This window comes from Chitinophaga sp. (assembly GCF_019236475.1).
Taxonomy (GTDB): Bacteria; Bacteroidota; Bacteroidia; order Chitinophagales; family Chitinophagaceae; genus Chitinophaga.
Genome location: NZ_JAFAIX010000004.1, coordinates 736,457 through 754,787 on the forward strand (window position 1 = coordinate 736,457; position 18,331 = coordinate 754,787).

Annotated in this window: 16 protein-coding genes; 12 read left to right on the top strand and 4 right to left on the bottom strand. The window is 39.4% G+C overall.

From position 1 onward, the window contains the following. From JO154_RS06935 to JO154_RS06955, 5 genes are all read left to right on the top strand, one after another. Positions 1–669, top strand: coding sequence for a nucleotidyltransferase domain-containing protein (locus JO154_RS06935; protein ID WP_291943107.1), 669 nt, complete (start codon positions 1–3; stop codon positions 667–669). Further along, positions 666–998 carry a hypothetical protein gene (locus JO154_RS06940; RefSeq protein WP_291943108.1) on the top strand — a complete coding sequence of 111 codons (333 nt, stop codon included), beginning with the start codon at positions 666–668 and terminating at the stop codon, positions 996–998. Before JO154_RS06935 ends, JO154_RS06940 begins: the two co-directional genes overlap by 4 nt. A gap of 265 nt (positions 999–1,263) precedes the next feature. Further along, on the top strand, positions 1,264–3,117 hold the full coding sequence (locus tag JO154_RS06945; RefSeq protein WP_291943109.1) for a DUF262 domain-containing protein: 1,854 nt from the start codon (positions 1,264–1,266) through the stop codon (positions 3,115–3,117). Beyond that, positions 3,114–5,480 carry a DUF262 domain-containing protein gene (locus JO154_RS06950; protein ID WP_291943110.1) on the top strand — a complete coding sequence of 789 codons (2,367 nt, stop codon included), beginning with the start codon at positions 3,114–3,116 and terminating at the stop codon, positions 5,478–5,480. The genes JO154_RS06945 and JO154_RS06950 overlap by 4 nt, the downstream gene beginning before the upstream one ends. Positions 5,481–5,827: 347 nt before the next feature. Continuing rightward, positions 5,828–6,643, top strand: coding sequence for a hypothetical protein (locus tag JO154_RS06955; RefSeq protein ID WP_291943111.1), 816 nt, complete (start codon positions 5,828–5,830; stop codon positions 6,641–6,643). Positions 6,644–7,233: 590 nt separating this feature from the next. Here JO154_RS06955 and JO154_RS06960 read toward each other — a convergent pair. Beyond that, on the bottom strand, positions 7,234–7,452 hold the full coding sequence (locus JO154_RS06960; protein ID WP_291943112.1) for a SymE family type I addiction module toxin: 219 nt from the start codon (positions 7,450–7,452) through the stop codon (positions 7,234–7,236). A gap of 426 nt (positions 7,453–7,878) precedes the next feature. On the opposite strand from JO154_RS06960, the gene JO154_RS06965 reads away from it, so the two are divergent. Continuing rightward, complete coding sequence (locus JO154_RS06965) at positions 7,879–8,190, top strand: helix-turn-helix transcriptional regulator (protein ID WP_291943113.1); 312 nt, start codon at positions 7,879–7,881, stop codon at positions 8,188–8,190. A gap of 275 nt (positions 8,191–8,465) precedes the next feature. Here the strand turns inward: JO154_RS06965 and JO154_RS06970 are convergent, their stop codons facing one another. Together JO154_RS06970 and JO154_RS06975 are read right to left on the bottom strand one after the other, a co-directional pair. Then, on the bottom strand, positions 8,466–9,422 hold the full coding sequence (locus tag JO154_RS06970; protein ID WP_291943115.1) for a hypothetical protein: 957 nt from the start codon (positions 9,420–9,422) through the stop codon (positions 8,466–8,468). Between the two features lie 56 nt (positions 9,423–9,478). After that, on the bottom strand, positions 9,479–10,429 hold the full coding sequence (locus JO154_RS06975; RefSeq protein WP_291943117.1) for a hypothetical protein: 951 nt from the start codon (positions 10,427–10,429) through the stop codon (positions 9,479–9,481). Between the two features lie 290 nt (positions 10,430–10,719). Here JO154_RS06975 and JO154_RS06980 point away from each other — a divergent pair, with 290 nt between their 5' ends. From JO154_RS06980 to JO154_RS06990, 3 genes are all read left to right on the top strand, one after another. Then, positions 10,720–11,211, top strand: coding sequence for a YdcF family protein (locus JO154_RS06980; RefSeq protein ID WP_291943118.1), 492 nt, complete (start codon positions 10,720–10,722; stop codon positions 11,209–11,211). Positions 11,212–11,494: 283 nt separating this feature from the next. After that, positions 11,495–12,625: a TlpA disulfide reductase family protein gene (locus tag JO154_RS06985; protein ID WP_291943120.1), complete on the top strand. Its 1,131-nt coding sequence runs from the start codon at positions 11,495–11,497 to the stop codon at positions 12,623–12,625. Positions 12,626–12,921: 296 nt separating this feature from the next. Next, a complete protein-coding gene (locus tag JO154_RS06990; RefSeq protein WP_291943122.1) occupies positions 12,922–13,863 on the top strand; it encodes an AraC family transcriptional regulator in 942 nt (313 codons plus the stop codon). Between the two features lie 116 nt (positions 13,864–13,979). Here the strand turns inward: JO154_RS06990 and JO154_RS06995 are convergent, their stop codons facing one another. Next, positions 13,980–14,543 carry a hypothetical protein gene (locus tag JO154_RS06995; protein WP_291943124.1) on the bottom strand — a complete coding sequence of 188 codons (564 nt, stop codon included), beginning with the start codon at positions 14,541–14,543 and terminating at the stop codon, positions 13,980–13,982. 434 nt (positions 14,544–14,977) lie between these two features. Between JO154_RS06995 and JO154_RS07000 the strand changes: the two genes are divergently transcribed. The 3 genes from JO154_RS07000 to JO154_RS07010 all read left to right on the top strand — a co-directional run bounded on the left by JO154_RS07000 (position 14,978) and on the right by JO154_RS07010 (position 18,281). Next, positions 14,978–16,108, top strand: a complete 1,131-nt coding sequence (locus tag JO154_RS07000; protein ID WP_291943126.1) for a serine hydrolase — start codon at positions 14,978–14,980, stop codon at positions 16,106–16,108. Between the two features lie 358 nt (positions 16,109–16,466). Next, on the top strand, positions 16,467–17,237 hold the full coding sequence (locus JO154_RS07005; protein WP_291943128.1) for a DUF6345 domain-containing protein: 771 nt from the start codon (positions 16,467–16,469) through the stop codon (positions 17,235–17,237). 54 nt (positions 17,238–17,291) lie between these two features. Beyond that, entirely contained in the window at positions 17,292–18,281 is a 990-nt protein-coding gene (locus JO154_RS07010) for a hypothetical protein (RefSeq protein WP_291943130.1), read from the top strand. Positions 18,282–18,331: the final 50 nt, after the last annotated feature.

Consider the following 18,331-nt stretch of genomic DNA (forward strand, 5'->3'; position numbering starts at 1 on the left):
ATGCAGTTAGATAATATAGAAACCATAAGGTTGTTTGGTTCGTATGCAAGAGGAGATTATGCACTTAATAGTGACTATGACATTTTGGTTGTGTTGAAAAATAATGAGTATGCTACTGATAATGTAAGAAAAGAAATTGAAAGTTTATTCAATCACCAAATTTCAATTTCTTGGTACAGCGTGAATAAAATCGTCGAGTTTTTTGAACAAGGACATTTGTTCGCGTGGCATTTATATTTGGAATCTAAAGAAATTTCTTCCAGCACAGATTTTATTGACAATATTGGTACGCCAAATGAATATAGTTCTGCTGCTACTGATATCGCTTCTTTAATAGATATTTTAAGGCCAATTGAGGCAGAAGTTATTGGCACCCCGCAGAATTTGATCTATGAGGCAGGGTTGTTACACGTATGTGCCAGGAATATCGCCATGTCAGCAATGCCAATTCTTAAGAAACAGTTCGATTTTAGTGCCGATGCAGCTCTGAATTTGGATTTGGGAATTTCAAAAGCTGATTATGGTCTGTTAATTCAAAGTAGATATTGTAGTACCCGTGGGGTAGATCCTCCTTTTTTGATCATAGATAAGCTCCTTATGATGCAAAGACAAATCTTGGATTGGGCATTAAAAATTCTTTTAGAGATTGAAAAAATCAGTATTAAATGAACACAGAGAACACCAGAAAACGATTCAAAGAGAGAATCGCGTTTGAACGAAAAATAATATCAATAGTGAATAACGGTCTTAGGATTGTAGATCCACTAAATGGCTTGTCACAGTCTGCTATAAATTTATGGAAGGAGAAAAATGGAAACTTTGACTACATCAGTCAAATTTATATTATGTTGAATGAATTGTCAAAAAGCTTAATGATTTTTTGTGATACGAGCAAGACTGCGTTTGATCAGGAAAAAGAAATTGATAGCAAATTTCTTAAAGAAAAAATTGGGGACTTACAAAGGACTGTTAATTTAAAAAATCGAATTGCAAATTAGTTCTAGAAGATTGAATTCTGTTCGACCAAAGCTATTTTCATGTATTTGATCAATATTAATATTATGAGACTTAGGAATGGTATGGAATTTCTAACATGATAAATAATTGTATGCAGCACGTAGGAGTTTAGACCGAGGAATTACGTAGCAATTACAAAAAACACATTCTTTTTTCAGGCATGAAGTCAAGATTCTTATTTCAAGTAAATAAGGAAAATAGAGATCTTTTTACACCTGAATAACGCTAAATACTTGATAATCATAAATGTCAAACACAATTCAACTCTATTCCGTATATGATTTACTTGAACGGGATTTTTTCATTCCTTCTTATCAGAGAGGATATCGGTGGACAAAGCAACAGGTGGTGGACTTGCTGGACGATATTTTGGCATTTGCAAATAAAACCAAGAAAGAAAATGAATTTTACTGTTTGCAACCAATTGTGGTAAAAAAACATACATGGAAACGCGGCGATGATGGAACAGCAAAAGAACTAGAAGGATATGAGGTAGTAGATGGTCAACAAAGGTTGACGACGCTACGAATATTGTTTACTTATCTTATCAAGGAGCATCTTAATGGGAAACCTTTAAAGAGCGAATACAAGAAAGACATTTTTAATATTGATTACGAAACAAGAGCAGTTACTGAGGATTATTTTAATAACATTCTGGAATGTAATGATAACCAGATCGACCTTTTTCATATTTCCGCTGCCTACAAATATATCCGGGAATGGTTTGAGGAAAAAAATGGGCAGAGAGATGTAAGAGAGTCAGTGATCAGAACGTTGGTTTATCCTTTTGAAAACCAAAAGGCTGAGGGGGTTGTTCAGGTTATTTGGTATGAAATTACCAATGAAGTAAATCCCATAGATACCTTCATACGGATAAATCTTGGTAAAATATCGCTGACTAATGCAGAACTGATTAAAGCCCTTTTTTTGCAGGAAAGAAATTTTGGAGAAGAAGCCGAACTAGCTAAACTCAGACAACTTGAGATTGCGAATGAATGGGACAAAATTGAGAATACACTACAGGAAGATGATTTCTGGTGGTTTCTAAATGAGCGGGAGAATCACTTGGCAGCCAGGATAGAGTATATTTTTGACATCATGCGTGATGTGGACGCAAAGAAAGACCCCGGGATCGTTAAAGAAATAGGAACTGATAGGTTTGCAACTTTCCGCTACTTCTACCGTAAGCTAGACAAGATGACCGGCTTTGATTTTGTAAAGGATCAATGGGCAGCGGTAACTGATTACTTCAACAGGTTTCAGGAATGGTACAACAATCCGGTCTGGTATCATTACATTGGCTTTTTGATTTATTGTGGTCGCCATGATATTTCGACCCTCTATGAACTGACTTCCTCCAAATCGGATACAAAAGAAGCCATCACCCAAATACTGATGGGCAAAATAAGACAACAATATACTAAGGTGGAATGGACTTATTCGGATGACGATCCAATGACTCCATTCCTTAATTTGTCGTATTCCAAGGACAAAAAAGCGATTCGGGAACTTTTGCTGCTGTTTAACATAACCTATATTGTGAAGCAGTGTATCAGCAAGTCAATTATTTTCAAATTTCCTTTTAGGTCTTTTAAAGAAGAATCATGGGATGTTGAACATATTGATTCCTTTACTGAAAATGCTTTAAGAAGCTATGCAGCACAAAAAGTATGGTTGGAAAGCTCACTGGAAAGCCTCCCTGAAATATCCCAGTATTCCGAACTATATGATAACGTACAAAATTTCATTAGAAATGAGGGAGGACAGAAAGATTTCGATTCATTGCATGGAGAAGTCATCATTCTTGCGAAAGAAAATTCAAATCACGAAACGCTGAAAGATAATATTGGTAACCTTACTCTCCTGGACGCGGGTACTAACAGGGCATATGGAAATGCATTGTTCCCTACAAAAAGAAGAACCATTATTGAAAAGGATAAGAACGGGGTTTTTATTCCAATCTGCACTAAAAATGTGTTCTTGAAATATTTTGATCTTCAGGGTAAAACATTGACAAAATGGACAGAACAGGACATTAAAACCTATCGAAACGTGTTAGCTGAAACCCTGATAGACTTTCTTCCTACCCAACCACAATGAAACATAAAATGAATAAGTATAACATCATAGATATTCTTTCCAAAGAAGTAGAGATAGAGACAAATAATGAAACAAAATGTTATAAGTTCGATGGCATTCAAATCCCTATGATCCAGAGAGATTATGCACAGGGGCGCATAGATGAGATAGAGATCAGGGAACGGTTTTTAAATTCAATATTTCACTCGCTGCGTGATGGGAAATTCTTGGATCTTGACTTCGTTTATGGTTCAATAAAGAGGATCAAAGGTTCGACAAAATCCATTGACAATAAAATTTATTTTGTACCATTAGATGGGCAACAAAGGCTCACTACCTTATTTCTGTTGCATTGGTATATCGGAAACCGCGAATTGGCAAATGATCAGTTGGCTGTATTAAGGAGCAGTTTGCGGTGTTTCTCATATGACACAAGGATCAGTGCCCGGAAATTCTGTGAAATACTTTCTACGTTGTCTGTGAGCTTTAAACAAAAACCCGCTAAAGAAATAAAAGACCAGGCATGGTTTTACAGCATTTACGAAAAAGACCCCACTGTGAAGTCTATGCTTGTAATGTTGGATGCTATCCATGAACATTATGAGAACAGTTCGCAACTCTTATACAGTAAGTTGAATCTACTTTCGTTTTATATACTGCCATTGGATGGATTCAACCTCTCTGATGAGCTTTACATCAAAATGAACGCACGTGGAAAGCAGTTGACAGACTTTGAAAACTTTAAGGCAGACCTTATTAATTGGCTCCAAGACAACCAGAACCCTTTTAAAAATGAATTTGCAACATACGTAGTGGCTGGCGGGAGATCCATGCCATATCATATGTCTTTTGCTCAAAAACTTGACAACGAGTGGACTAACCTGTTCTGGGGCCTGATTAAAAACAACGCGTTTGGGAACACGGCGACAGAAAAGGCGGTAGATCCCTTTTTTAACCGCTTTTTCTATCGCTATCTGTTGAACCGGTATATTCTTGCCTCCTCTTTGGACCACGAAAAAATTGGTAGAGATGAAGTCTATCAAAAGTTACAGAGAGAGTCCGGGTATGCTGGTTTTCATCATTTTAAAGACATCTTTTCTCAAGAGAATGTTACACAAGCTATAGAGAAGATATTAGACTGTCTTTCTTCGAACTGGAATAGTATCAATGAGTATATGCATGCTTCCTGGAATGAGCGTTTGTCGTTGTTTGAGGGAGAAATCACCCAATCTCATCGTGTACTATTCCTGGCTGTTACTTTATATGTTGAAAGATTTGATTATGATGAAACGTGCTTTAAACAATGGATGCGGGTTGTATGGAACATTGTAGCCAATACCGACATTAATGACGTCAGTTCAATGGTCGCTGCTATGAAGGTGGTGAATGAGCTGTCTTTAAAAGCGAATAAAATATACAGCCTACTGTCGGATGCTCCATTACAGCTATCTTCTTCAAAAGAAGCCATAGAAGAAGAAAGACAAAAAGCATCTTTCATACGACAAAATATTACATGGGAGAAGCTCTTTATAGAAGCAGAATCCCACCTCTTCTTTAAAGGATCCATTGGCTTTTTGATCTCTCCTGAAATGAGCGAAGAGGACTTTACTCATAGGAAAGAAATGGCTTTTCAGGTTTTTGACCAAGGGGGGGTAAATGAAAAATATCGTGAAGATCATCTTTTTCTAAGGGCTCTGATCAGCAGATTTGAATTTCATATTGATTTAATTGGAAAGAACTTTACAGATAAGGATGAGCGTGAACACTATTTGAAGAGGATGCTTTCTTCCAATAAGACGGTGAAGCAATTCACCGTTGACTGCTTCAGCTTGCCAGACGAGATGACCTTCATGCAGCATTGTAGTGTTTTGGTGCAGGAAGATTCAAGAATGAATGCTTGGGACTCCGCCGAAATCTCCCAGTGGAGAATTAGGACCGTACATGAGGCTTTATATAAACACCCTTGGCTCCAGAATTGGATGCAGGAGAAAAATGCAATCAGGATTGGATGGAAAAACGACAAGATTTACGCTTCAAGGCCCAGCGCATGGTATGACTGGGTAATGCTGGATACTTACAGGAATCAGTTGATTTCAATTTTGGTACAAAATTATGCATTTAGCACAGGTAGGCAATGCATATATAAGCATGACACAGTTCCTTATTATTGGGGGACCGATGATATTGTATTAGAGAAAACTTATAAGGGCAATCCTGTCAAACTCATATTTACGCAAACGGACGGTCTGAAGGTAAGTATTCCTGACCTTGAATATTATATAGATAACTTTGTCCAGGAGGTAGCCATACAAGGCGCTGCAAAATACGTAACATATATACTCGATGAAATGCATGAAAAGATGACACGGATCACAGCAGAATAATAGGGAGCAGGAAGAGATGAATGATCATTTGATGAGCAAGCTAAAACATGAACTCACCTTCAAAGTGTCTGACCGATCTATAAATTTTGGATAAGGATATTGGTAAATATGATATAATCCGAGTAGATAAGCGGGGGGATGTTATTGCGAGGAGGAACCCTTAAGGACATTAGCTCTTCCGGGTTTCATTTTAGATTAGGCGAGTCCAGTATCATTAGCAACATCAAAAGTTACTCTGACAAGGAACATTCCTGTGTAACATTCTGTAGAAGAATTTTATCTTGATTTTTGGAGAGTTTATCAATAATTAGGTGTCTTCTGGTTTTCGTATTGAAAAAGACATTTTTATGCATTTAAAATATTTGCCAGAAGAGAACTATCTTCTATTAATTGGTTCGAATTTTGTACCAGCGGGATCACAATACCTGAACGTTAATAGTAAGCAAAGATCATTATCACTCATGGAAAAACTATTTCAGGCTTATAAAAATTTACTTGAGGAACGACTTAATAGAAAACCACTTCTGCTTTTGGGTGAAGACAGCATACGATATGACTTTTTTGCTGCTTTAATGGAAGCTTATAGCTTTCGGCCATCACAAATTCAAATTGAAGTTCCAATCAATAGTCAAACCTTTATTCCTGCTAAAGAGAAAATTTCATACAGAAATGAAAAACCACTGATTGATTTAGTCATTGACGAACCAGGATTAAGACTTTCTGCAGAATTCGGACTATTCAGGCAAAATAGTAATGAAGATGGAACAATTAACAAAACTGCGAGGCTTGTCAAAATGTTAAACGACATGATTAGAGTTTCTCTTGAAGCTCACTTTACAAATACGACCGGACTTTTTATTTGTGTCGCAGACCATAAAATGATAGGTCATCAAATTAGAAGCAATATTGTTGACCCTTTTCCAGCAGATTATGTAATTAATAACGATATTATTAATCATCAATTGGAGCAAAAGACGAATAAATTTGACAAGCGCTTTTTGAAGGTTTTTCAGCCTTTAAAAAAGGACATTGCAAGCACATTGATAGTTAACGAGCAGTTGAGAGCAAAAAAAATCAAGCATGAAACAAGACTCTTAATTTGGAAAGTTTCAATTACTGGCATGCCTACTACTAACATTGGTATTGTCAATAATGGGTCTTGATATTGAAACAATCTTGGAGGGCTACAAAATTCGAACCTAACTAAATCCTTTACTCAGATTATAGCACTGATCGACAGCGCACTGATTGAGCGACCGACGGGAGAACCAGGAGCGCGAACACCAGCATTTGTACCCTGGTCAACATTTTACTATCACGCGGTGTCCGCGTTGGTAGATGATGGGGCAACTGAAGAACAGAGGCTCATCACCATCACTTCGACCAGCGACAGAATATAGGAGGCTAGGCCCAGCCGTTGTGGCCCATCATCTACTATCCCGGACGTTTGCCGTTTGTTCCACCGTTGTTTGCTAATGATTTTTGCCTGTAGCTTATAACCGGTCGCCTCCCGGCAAAGGATTTCCTTCCGGCAGCGGGCCGGCCGAGAATAGCCGCTGTAGGAGCATAGCAATACCACGCCCCTACAACAGAGCTACCATTTTTTCGACATTAAAGAAAGCTGATAATACAGAAGTGAAGAACGTTATTCTGTATGGTTAGTTACAGGGTTATTTATTAGGCGCCTTTCATGAATGCTCCCGCCCCCGGATGCCCGGTACTCGAAATGGGAGTATCATTTTCTTATAGATGCTTATAGAACCCAAAAAGGGGGAACAGGCTTGGGAGCTTTTTGATGAATTTTGATTGTAAGCACACCATTTTCAACAGAAATAATGATATGGTCACTGATTTCAAATCCGGCTTTTTCCAACCACACCCCGGAGAGGTTTAACCAAGGAACAGTTTTTCCTTCATAAGTTCTTTGAACCCATTTCCCATGAATTTTTACAATTCGGTTTTTACTTTGCATATGGCTTTTTGTTTTAATTATTAATGATGTAGAGTTAGAATACGGTTTTTAATACCTTACTAAGCTGACGCTTTGCGCTATTTCAGTAATATGGTTTGGGATAAAAGTTAATTGCCGGGTGCCTGTAAGGGCGGATACTTTTAACCATGGAGCCTTTATACAATGGCAAAGCCGTTCCGAACTTTTATAATGCAGCATGGCTTTTCGTTCATTTGGCTGGTTTTTCATGATGTTGATTATTCTCTACAAATATAATCAAAATATAGATAATGGTAAACTTAAAATGTAGTGTTTTGTAGCTTTTTAGGTCATTTTACTGTCATTAAAAGTAGACTATTATCTAGTTTTCTGGTTATATTTATTCCTACCGGCCCCTTATTTCATATTAAATTTTAAATCAGTAGTTTAGCGCGAAAATCATCCATTATGACATTTGGTGAAAAAGTTACCATAGCAAGAAAGCAAAAGAAGTTAACACAGACCGAGTTAGCAGATGCGACTGGCACATCCAGAGATATAATTGGAAAGTATGAACGAGATGAATCGAAACCATCAATTGAAATAGCAGCGAGAATTGCGGAAGTCCTGGACAGTTCGCTGGACTTTTTGATTAGAAATATTAACCCCGAAGACGTACTAGCTGAGAAGATCAAACAACTTTCCCCTATCAATAAGGAATACGTAATGGCTGTAATTGAAGCTTTTGAAGCTAAGGAGAAATTGCAGGGTAAAAGATAAAGGCTCCCGCTTGCGCAAAAGGCTTTATACCAAAAAATCCGAAAGGCACCCACACCTTATCCAGAAGATATTTAACGGTGGATTAGCTACCTTCTTTTTGAACTGCTGTCTGGCTAACTCCGAACATCACGGTATCAGCGTAGCTAATGATTCCTTGAAAAATGGCGCTAATTAAGCCTTTGACATAGTCCCCGCGGGATCACAAGCAATCTTCAAAAACTGCGCTAGTCGTAGGTTTTTTTGTTTTTTATCTATGCTTGCTCATTGATATGAAGTTAGTATGGCTCTATAATCATCCATGCTACATCCGCACTACTTGTACCATGTAAAACGGATATTGTAAAGGAAGAGCCTGGAACTCTTGCTGTAACGCTCGCAATATTACCAAACGGAATACCTGCGGGTCCTACACCAATTTTTGTAATAGTACCATTTTGTATGGTGAGAAATATACGGCTATTAGCGGTGATGGCGGAAGTATTGATGGTGATTGTATTTTGGCCCGATGCAACAGTAACAACGCCCATTCGTGCATCATTAGCATATTCTTTCATATTAAAAATAGTGGAAGATATGTACACTGAATCTAGCTCCTCATTCCGTAAAAAATTATTATCTAAATAATCCTTAAATAATAATTCTCTCCAATTACTCCATTTAGTTGCACTACTATCTTTAATACGGAGGAATGCACCATTGGGGCCCTGTAATTCTCCATCCCAGTTGATGGCAAAATCGAAACCAGTATTATTATTCCTTACAACAAGTCCATTATAGTATAGATTCGAACCCCTGCCTTGAAATGCCTGATCAGATAATGACGGCATACCTGGTGTGCGATATGCATCATATCCTACTACCTTATTCAATGGCCATGCGTTCCAAAGTGCCGAACTGTCATATGGGAATGTGGTAAAGTTGTTCGCAGATAAATCATAACGATTATCTCCCCAGGCAGCCATTGTTGTACCGATATTCAGCGTATCCTGACCATCAATACTCATTAAATTTTTTCCTGGTATTGCCAGTTTCAGTTTTCGAAATATAGTTATTCCAGCGCTTTTATTAAAAAGGAAGCCGGGTATGTCTTTAGTCCTATTTTCAAGAATTAGCTCGGCGGTATCAGTATTATTGGAGATCCGGAAACTGTCGGCAGCCATCCGGTAAGTATATTGGGCATACACCGGTACTGCCATCATTAAATACATTATAAGGGTAACAATTTTTTTCATAAATACCATCTTAAATACGTTGCTGAATGCTGATAAAAAATGAGGAAAAGAAATTATTAATATGGTTCAGCGATCAACCACGCTACTTCTGCAGGACCAGCGCCATGTGCCACTGAAATGGTAAAAGAGGTTCCTGGTACCCTTGAGACTACAGATGTCATTATCCCTGTGGGAACAGCCGCTGGTCCTGCCCCAATTCGTAAAGGTTGTCCACTTTGAACGGTCAGCATGATACGGCTGGTACTTGTTATTGCTGTTGTATTAATAGTGTAGGTAGTAACGCCATCGTCCACTGTAACCAAACCCATTCGTGCATCAGGTGTATTTTCTTTCATCCTTACCACTGTTGAGGTAAGGACAACTGTATCTTTTGAAATTTTCTTAACGAAATTATTGTCCACATAATCTTTAAAAACCAGCTCTCTCCAATTACTCCAAGCGGGTTTTGTATCATCTTTTGTACGAATAAATGCACCGTTAGGCCCTTGCAGCTCACCATTCCAGTTTATGGCAAAATCAAATCCGGTATCACCATCTCTTACAATAAGACCATTATAGTATCGGTTATTGCCTTTCCCCTGAAAGGCTTGGTCCGACAAAGGTGGCATATCCGGAACATCATAAGCATCATAACCAACTACTTTGTATGCTGGCCAAGATTGCCATAGTGTTGCTTCAGATATGGTTAAGAAGTTTGTATTGAGCTGGTCATAACGTTCGTCTCCCCACGTATTCAGGGAAGAGCCGAAGTCCAATGTATCCTGGCCAGGGATGGCTATCAGACCACGGCCGGGGGATACTAATCTTAAACGTTGAAATTCGGTACGTCCAAGACCTTTGTTAAATAAAAAACCACTAACATTTTTAGTATGGTTTTCCAGGATAAGCTCAGCGGTATCACACTGATTATAAATGCGAACACTATCGGCTCTGATTTGATAGATTTTTTGGCCATAGGTCAGGGTGGTTAACAAGAGCGCAATAGCACTCAACAATAGTACTCTCATGATAAGAAGATATAGGATAAAGTGTTAGTAGATAATACATTTCGATATCTCGTGCAATAATAAAAAAAATAAAGTATTTTTTAATTGATCAATTTTCAACACTCCCTATACATCCATACTCATTAAATATGCTGGGAAAAAATTCTTTTCTAGTAGAGATAGACCCCAGATATAGGCGATCTGTGTTAGAGATTTCAATTCTATCTATTTTTATAAATTGAATACCTTAAATTTAATTTAACCTTCCGATTTTCATCACCTAGATCATACCGTTAAAGGGGACGAATTTTATGAATAAATTATTGATTGTACTTGGAGCTCCCAATGATGATTTGGGAAACTTGTCACAAATAGCTAAAGATAGATTAGCATGTGCGCATAAGTTTTATAATGCAAACAATGATTTTAAACTTGTTTGTACAGGGGGCTTTGGTCAACACTTTAATACAACTGATAAACCTCATCATTATTATGCTGAAAAGTACCTTTTGGACAGCGGCATTCCTGCAGATGCGTTTCTAAACGGCCGACCTTCTTCCAATACTATGGAAGATTTTCAAATGACTAAGGATTTGGTATTGGAGGAGAAACCTGGCATACTTGCGATTATAACCTCCGACTTTCATGTTTCCAGGGCCAGGGTCTTGTATCGTAAGATTATCAATTATCCCCAGGTCGTTTTTATCCCGGCTTCATCTTCCTTGTCGCAAGAGCAACTTTTGCCATTAGTGGAGCACGAATCACAAGCATTGAAAAAACTATTTGAGACCGATTCGATATAGCATTTGTCTGTAGCCCGTTTTTCCTTGTGAAGCATGTATGACGGAGTCTTCACGACGCTTTAATTTCTCATGAAAGTTGTTTTTATAATACTGTAGTAGATTCGTCCTAGTAGCCGCATATCCCTGGTGCACCTGCGTTACAAAAGACCTATCAATTTCTTGTGATAACGGTAAGAACTACACGTACATGTGTGCGTAATAGTCCGGTTTTATAATTAAATTGAATTCTCTCCAGCGTGGCAGTAATTTCACTGCCCCCTGGCGGGAATAACAACTATCTTATATGAAGCGATATCAGCGTAGCATAACTTGTTTGGTGCTGTTCCTGGGAATAAGTTTTACGACAGGAAATCTCTGTGCACAGGGTAATCAATATAAAATTTCTGGTAGGATTGCAGGTATTGGAAATACAAAGGTCTATTTGTCGAATAAACCTTATGGATTCGGCAGTGCTTTCCGGGTGGAAGTCTATGATTCCTGCATGAGCAAGGATGACTATTTCACATTTTCTGGTAAACTGGAGGAAGTTAAATTTTTGTCGATTGAAGTACCTGCTGTTAGCGACACCCGGCTGTCGTTCATTGGGGAGAACAAAAATATTCAGATTGATGGACAGAAAGATTCCCTCTATGCGGCCAAAGTGATTGGATCCCCTCAGACAGACTATTATAACTATTACCTCGATAGCATTCATAGGCCGACTGTTCGGCGTATAAATAAGGTATTGGATAGTATAGGTAGCCTGAAAGACACCGCTGCATCGAGAGCGCTTACAAGCAGTTTTCTGACGAAGGCTAACCGTCAGAGCGAAGCTGTTCTTTTCGGTGAGATTATCAAGCATCCTGGTAGCTATGGTCTGCTATCGGAGCTGAACGGTATTTCGACTTTCATACCCAGAGATACTGCCCGGAAATATTACCAGAAGTTTTCGGCTGAACTCAAACGAGGAACTAAAGGTAAGGAGTTATACTACACGCTGTTCGTGTATGATGATCTTATCCGGCAGGGAAAGAGGTTGCCCGATTTTTCACTGAGCGACACTGTTCAGCGGTTAAGTAGCCTATCAAACTTCAAAGGAAAATATGTACTGCTCGATTTTTGGGCTTCCTGGTGCGGGCCCTGTGTAGCTGAACTCCCGGCACTGAAGAAAATCTACGCTGAATATAAAGCCAAAGGATTTGAAATTGTGGGCATTTCACTTGATACGAACAGGAAGTTATGGCTCGGCGCGATAAAAGAACATAATTTAACATGGCCCAATTTTTCTGATCTGAAAGGAAGAGCAGGTAAAGTAGCGGAACTGTTACAAGTGGATGCTATTCCTATGCGGTTTATCATAGGCCCAGACGGAAAGATATTGATGATCAACCCTCCGGTAGCTGAGGTAGAACAGTTTTTATCTCAACTGAAGTAGCAGGTCTGAAGCCCGGAATAACCGCTGTCCAAAAATGAGTAATAAGTAATTAAAGTAAAAGCAACATGTTTTTGGGAGGATAGCAGCGGGTTAGCAGCTTCTTTCCGAAGGTAATGAAATGATGCAACCTTTTACTCCTGGAATTGTTTACTGCTATTTGCAATTGTTAATTAATATATTTCGTATATTTATATAAATACTGTGGCATGTTAGAATGATAACCCAGATGCATTGTTAAGCTCCATACCCATATCGTTATGAACTTTCTACTACCAAATTATCTTCAAAAAGATATAATGGTTACAACTATCCTTCCTCCTTATAGTGAGGATACATTACTACCTTTCACAGGTTCCGTTATTACCAGCGGGCGTTTTGGAAAGGTGTTGCTACAATCGTTTCATGGAAAAGATTTTGCTATCTATCAACATGTGTTCCGGATGAAACAAACGGTGAATGTAAAAGTAGTGGTAAGTCGGCCCATGATTACACTTAGCTATGTACTGAAAGGAACAATTCCATGTAACCTGAATGGATTTGGTAAGGCTATGCTGACGGAAGGCTGGTATCATCTTTACTATGTGCCTGCCGGTAAGCATAAAGCAAGTATGCCCAAAGGAGAAGCCGTAGTACTTCAAATAAATATCAACTTGGAATTGATACAAGGGCTGGGCAATAAATATGAGGAACTCTACGAGGTATGTAATAAAGTAAGAAATGAAAGTGGGAAAGGGGTACAACAAATTGCAGCGAATATCACACCCAGTGTTAAGGAGTTGCTGAACAGTATTTATCATTGTACACTGGAAGAGGCGGAGTTGGAACTGTTTCTAGGAGCACGTGTATACGACCTGTTGCTATGCTACCTCGAGGAGTTAAATAATGCTAAACAGCATTTTCATTCCCGGTATCATTTTACGGAGGATGATTTACGCACGCTACACAATGTAAGTACGCTATTAATGGAACACATACATGAACCGGTAAATCAACAGGTACTGGCGAAAGCTGTTCACCTGCACCCCAAAAAACTGGCGGAAGGATTTCGACTGATGTATGGAGTAACTATTCATGAGTGGGTCTCGAAATTAAGGATCGACAAGGCCAAACAATTGTTGAAAAATAGTAGTGCTCCTATCCAGGAAATAGCACTGGAAGTAGGTTATGCTACAACTTCCATATTTACCAGGGCATTTAAAGGGTCGGTGGGCTGCTCACCGAGAGATTACCGGAAATAAATGGAGCTGGACCAAAAGTAAAATGATGTCCTTGAGCATCTCAAATAACAAGCCTCCATTAGGGACCTAATAAATGAGGGCTGACCATTATTCTTTAGTCAGCCCTTTGAAAGTGATTAAAGAATCTGCTCCTTCTCCGTGACATTCCCCGGTAGGTCGCTGGCCTGTGCCTTTATTTTACTTCCTTTTAGCGCTTGATTCTCCTTTGTAGCGGTGTACATCCAGTCCATACCGTTGTCGCTCATCACTGCGGCGCCTTGTTCCAATAATGCATTGGCGGCACTGAAGATGGACACCTGTACGGCTTTTACTTTAAAATCATCGAAGGCGCGTACCCGGATGCGACTGCCAACAACACCAGTATAAGCGCTTGCGTCCAGTTCTCGAATTTCAGGTGCACGGAAAGCATCTGCCATCGCCACGTTATAAGCAGTTCGACCATTTTTGGCGACTAGCTGGTAAAGCGCTAACAGATCTGGGTTTGCCATCACCGACTTTGCATAAACGCTGGCGGTCTGGAACTTTTGCCGTACCAATAATTGGGCATCGGAGAGCGGGCGGTTCGATTTTTTTGGGCGCTTGCATAGGAGTGATTGCCCATAACGCTGACGAAAAACTAGCTGTTTTGCGAAGGTGCCATGGGCACCCTGGATAACTACGTTATCAGTGGAGTATGCCATACTTTAGGCTTTAAAAAGTGATGGAATTACTGAGACAAAATAGCCGATATCTGCTCTCCTATCTACAGTACGATAACACCCCAAAGTTGACAAATAGCTCCCGTTTAAAATGTGCAATTATGGAGAAAAAATGCGCAAAAATGGAGATTTTGCTTAGTGGACCTGCAATAGTGAACAAAAGCATCCATATAAGTAGAACACCAAGGGATGCCTGATAGTATATTACCAAATAGAGTTACCACAAGAATACTATGGTGAATGAACAATGAATGATCCATGATTAAAATCGAGGAGATAGGTTAAAATTGTATTTGTGGGCCGAGTGATGGGGAGAGGTAAGACTGTTTTATGAAAGTAACGATTTTTGAGCAACAATATGACAATTGATGCAACTTTCTTCTATTTCATCGTCTTTAATAACAAACTAACCGCAAATGAAAAAGTCATCCCTATTGTTAGCATTTTTAGCATATACATTCGTATGCGTTGCCCAAACGAACCAAGTAAAAATAGCCACAGACAATAGGTTGAAAACCAACTTAGATTCTCTAGTAGATGCATCCGTGGCTGCATTTATGAATAACAGCGCTAGGGTTGGCCTTTCAATAGGAATCATCAAAAATGGGAAGTCATATGTCTATAATTATGGCTCCACTCAAAGAGAGAAATCTGAACTACCAACAAGCAATACCGTTTACGAACTCGCATCCATTACCAAAACCTTTGGGGCCACCTTACTTGCCAAAGCCGTACTTGATAAAAAGATTGACCTGAAAGATGATATACGCCATTATCTAAAAGAAGATTACCCTAATTTAAATTACAATGGTACCCCTATTACTTTACTCCATTTAGCTAATCTCAGCTCCGGATTGCCTAATTGGATGCCAGATAAAGATATTTTTGGAAAAGCAGAACCAGACGCTATCCCTCATATTTTAGATTCAGTTCACCAAAAATACAGCAGGCAAGATTTTTATCATGATCTGCACGATGTAAAGCTAAAAGTGTCACCAGGCACCGTTGCCCGCCACTGTAATACCGCCGCTCAATTGCTCGGGTATATTATGGAAGGCGTTTACAACGACACTTACGATCATCTCTTAAAAAAACATTTCACCGATTCGCTGAAAATGAAAAATACTTTCCTGATAAAATCTGGGAAACAGCCTGCCCTCATGGCAAAAGGTTATGATGGAAAGGGGAGATTAATGCCGGTTATTAATTGGGAAGATTTACAAGTAGCTGCAAGTATCGCCTCCTCCACTGCAGACATGTTAAAGTACATGGCATTTCAGTTGAATGAAACCACCCCCATTGTAAAGTTAAGCCACCAGCCAACTATTGGAAAAATGGAGGATGGTGCCATTGCTCTTAATTGGAAAGTACGAAATACAGGGCGTGGTAACAGGAGTATCTCTCATACAGGTGGCAGTTTAGGTTTTAGCAGCTATATGGTTTTTTATCCCGATTTGAATACAGGTATTGTCCTGCTTTCCAATGAAGCAGATCAGGATACCCAAAATGAACTGATCGCGCTTTCAGATAAGATTTTAGGACTTTAAAGATAGATGACCATGAAGAGCAGCGTTGAGTTTTAACGCAGCTCTCCTTTGGTGATAATTTTATTGAGCCTATATTTTTATTGACTATACACTATTGATCGGATTTTGTTAGTTCGGATGCCAAACAAATGATGTTCATGGCAAAATGTATAGTATATTACATTTTGCTATCAAACATATCTTAAAATAATAAAATTGATGAGCTATAATTGCCTTGCAATTTTGTATATTTAAGCAGAGAATGAAGAGCATTACCCCAAAAGCTAAGTCTAACACTATTTTGTAGCTATTAAATGTACCCCAAAAAATGACTGATTCACCTTCAGCACATTTTTGTTTTCACCCTAAAAAGACAATCATGAAAAAAATTAAATTGCATCCTCTTGGATGGAAAGCACAGATTGCTGTAATCCTGTGTCTGTTTTGCTTTATGGCTCCTGCCAGGTCATCCGACCAGGAAATTGGCGGGTATGTAGATCGTGCGGAAGATCGCTTTGTGCGCAATGTCTGGAACTTCATCAAAAATTTCCAGGGTTGGCAAAATATCGGAATGCACCGCTATAAAGAAGTACAGTATTTCTGGGCGGAACCGTTTGAATTTAAATCCAACTACAGAAGCTTTGTAGACAAAATGGATCTGGCCTACGTGGCCGCACATGGCAATTCTTATTATGTTCAGACCAATAAGAGTACGGGCACGGGTGTGGATCTCCGGTCATGCCCTGGATATGGTAATGTGGCCACTGGCGGCGACCTTGATTTCCTGGTCATAGAATCCTGCTCTACTGTTGCATCTGCACCTGAAGCGCCCGCCGGTGGCGACTGGTGGACACCATGGACCTCTATATTTCAGGGATTGCACCAATTAGTTGGTTTCCGTACCCTCAGTTACTCCGACAATGGTATTCCCAACCGTTACGCCAACCTGCTCAAAGCCAATGGTGGCGTATGGCAGTCATGGTTCAAAGCGGTAGATGGAGAACGTACTTTTTCGGGAGGTTCCTATTCCACTTACCCTGGATTTGCTAGTGCTATTGTTTATACTACCACAGAAAACGACCGTCTGGGTAAATATGCTGCAGATCCTGCTGGAGGCGCTACCAATATGAAAACATGGTGGCAGTATTGATTCCCGATTCAGATAAACTAATCCACTATTTTTTGATCTACAAAAATGTCTGTTATGCAAGTACGATATATTAGCTGCCTCATTATACTAGGTCTGATCAGCATTTCCGCCTGTAAATGTAACCGGCAGAAATCGCCAACCGGAGAAGCGGGGGCCGTTTACATCTACGAATTTGAAAAGAGTGCTCCGCTTTCTGCCGATAACACCAAAAAGTTGATCACAGAGTTTTTGGGAAATCAGCAGACCAATGATCTGTATGTCTCCAAAGACGACAATGTTGCTTACTTCGTTTCTCCAACAGATGTAAATACTACATTGGAAGAGGATCTCAATAATGGAAACATCTCCTTCAGTAAACTCACACAGGCGTACCTCGGCGACCTGAAGCCGCAACTGCCTAGCGGCCAGGATGCCGCGCACATTGGTGAAAAATTCCTGAAGCAAAATGGCCTTTTCCCCAAGAATCCTGGTGAGCTGAGATTGGTACACACAGGAGGTCTCCGTGCCCAAACAGCCAAGGGGCCTATCATCGATAAATTGGTCACCTTAACTTACGCCCGCGAAATAGACAGCATGCAGGTAATAGGCGCCGGATCTAAAATTGTTGTCAATATAGGTGATAAAGGAGAGGTGGTTGGACTGATACGCCGCTGGCGGGAGCTGAATAAAGGCAATAGGAAAGCAATTAAGCCGGAAGAAATGATTTCCCAGGAAGAAGCTACAGCAATGGCAAAGCGACAGATAGCACAAGAATTCGGGGAAAAAACAGCATATGATTTTAAAGAAATACGGAAATCATATTACGATAATAACGGTAACATCCTACAACCGGTATACGTATTTGAAACAGTAATAAAAATGCGTAGCCAGGACAACAATCAAGTACCGCCTACTTCATACCTCTGCGTAATCCCAATGCTGAAACAGTCTCCGGAACCATTGAACCTGACACAAACAGATCCTCGTGCAAAAGAATTAATCAAAAATATTGATCGCCCAGGTATAGATAGTAGTGATAGAAAAAATCTAACTAATATAGATTAGGTACACATCACCATCAACAGACGTGATAAGTGGAAGTTGGCAATAACTGG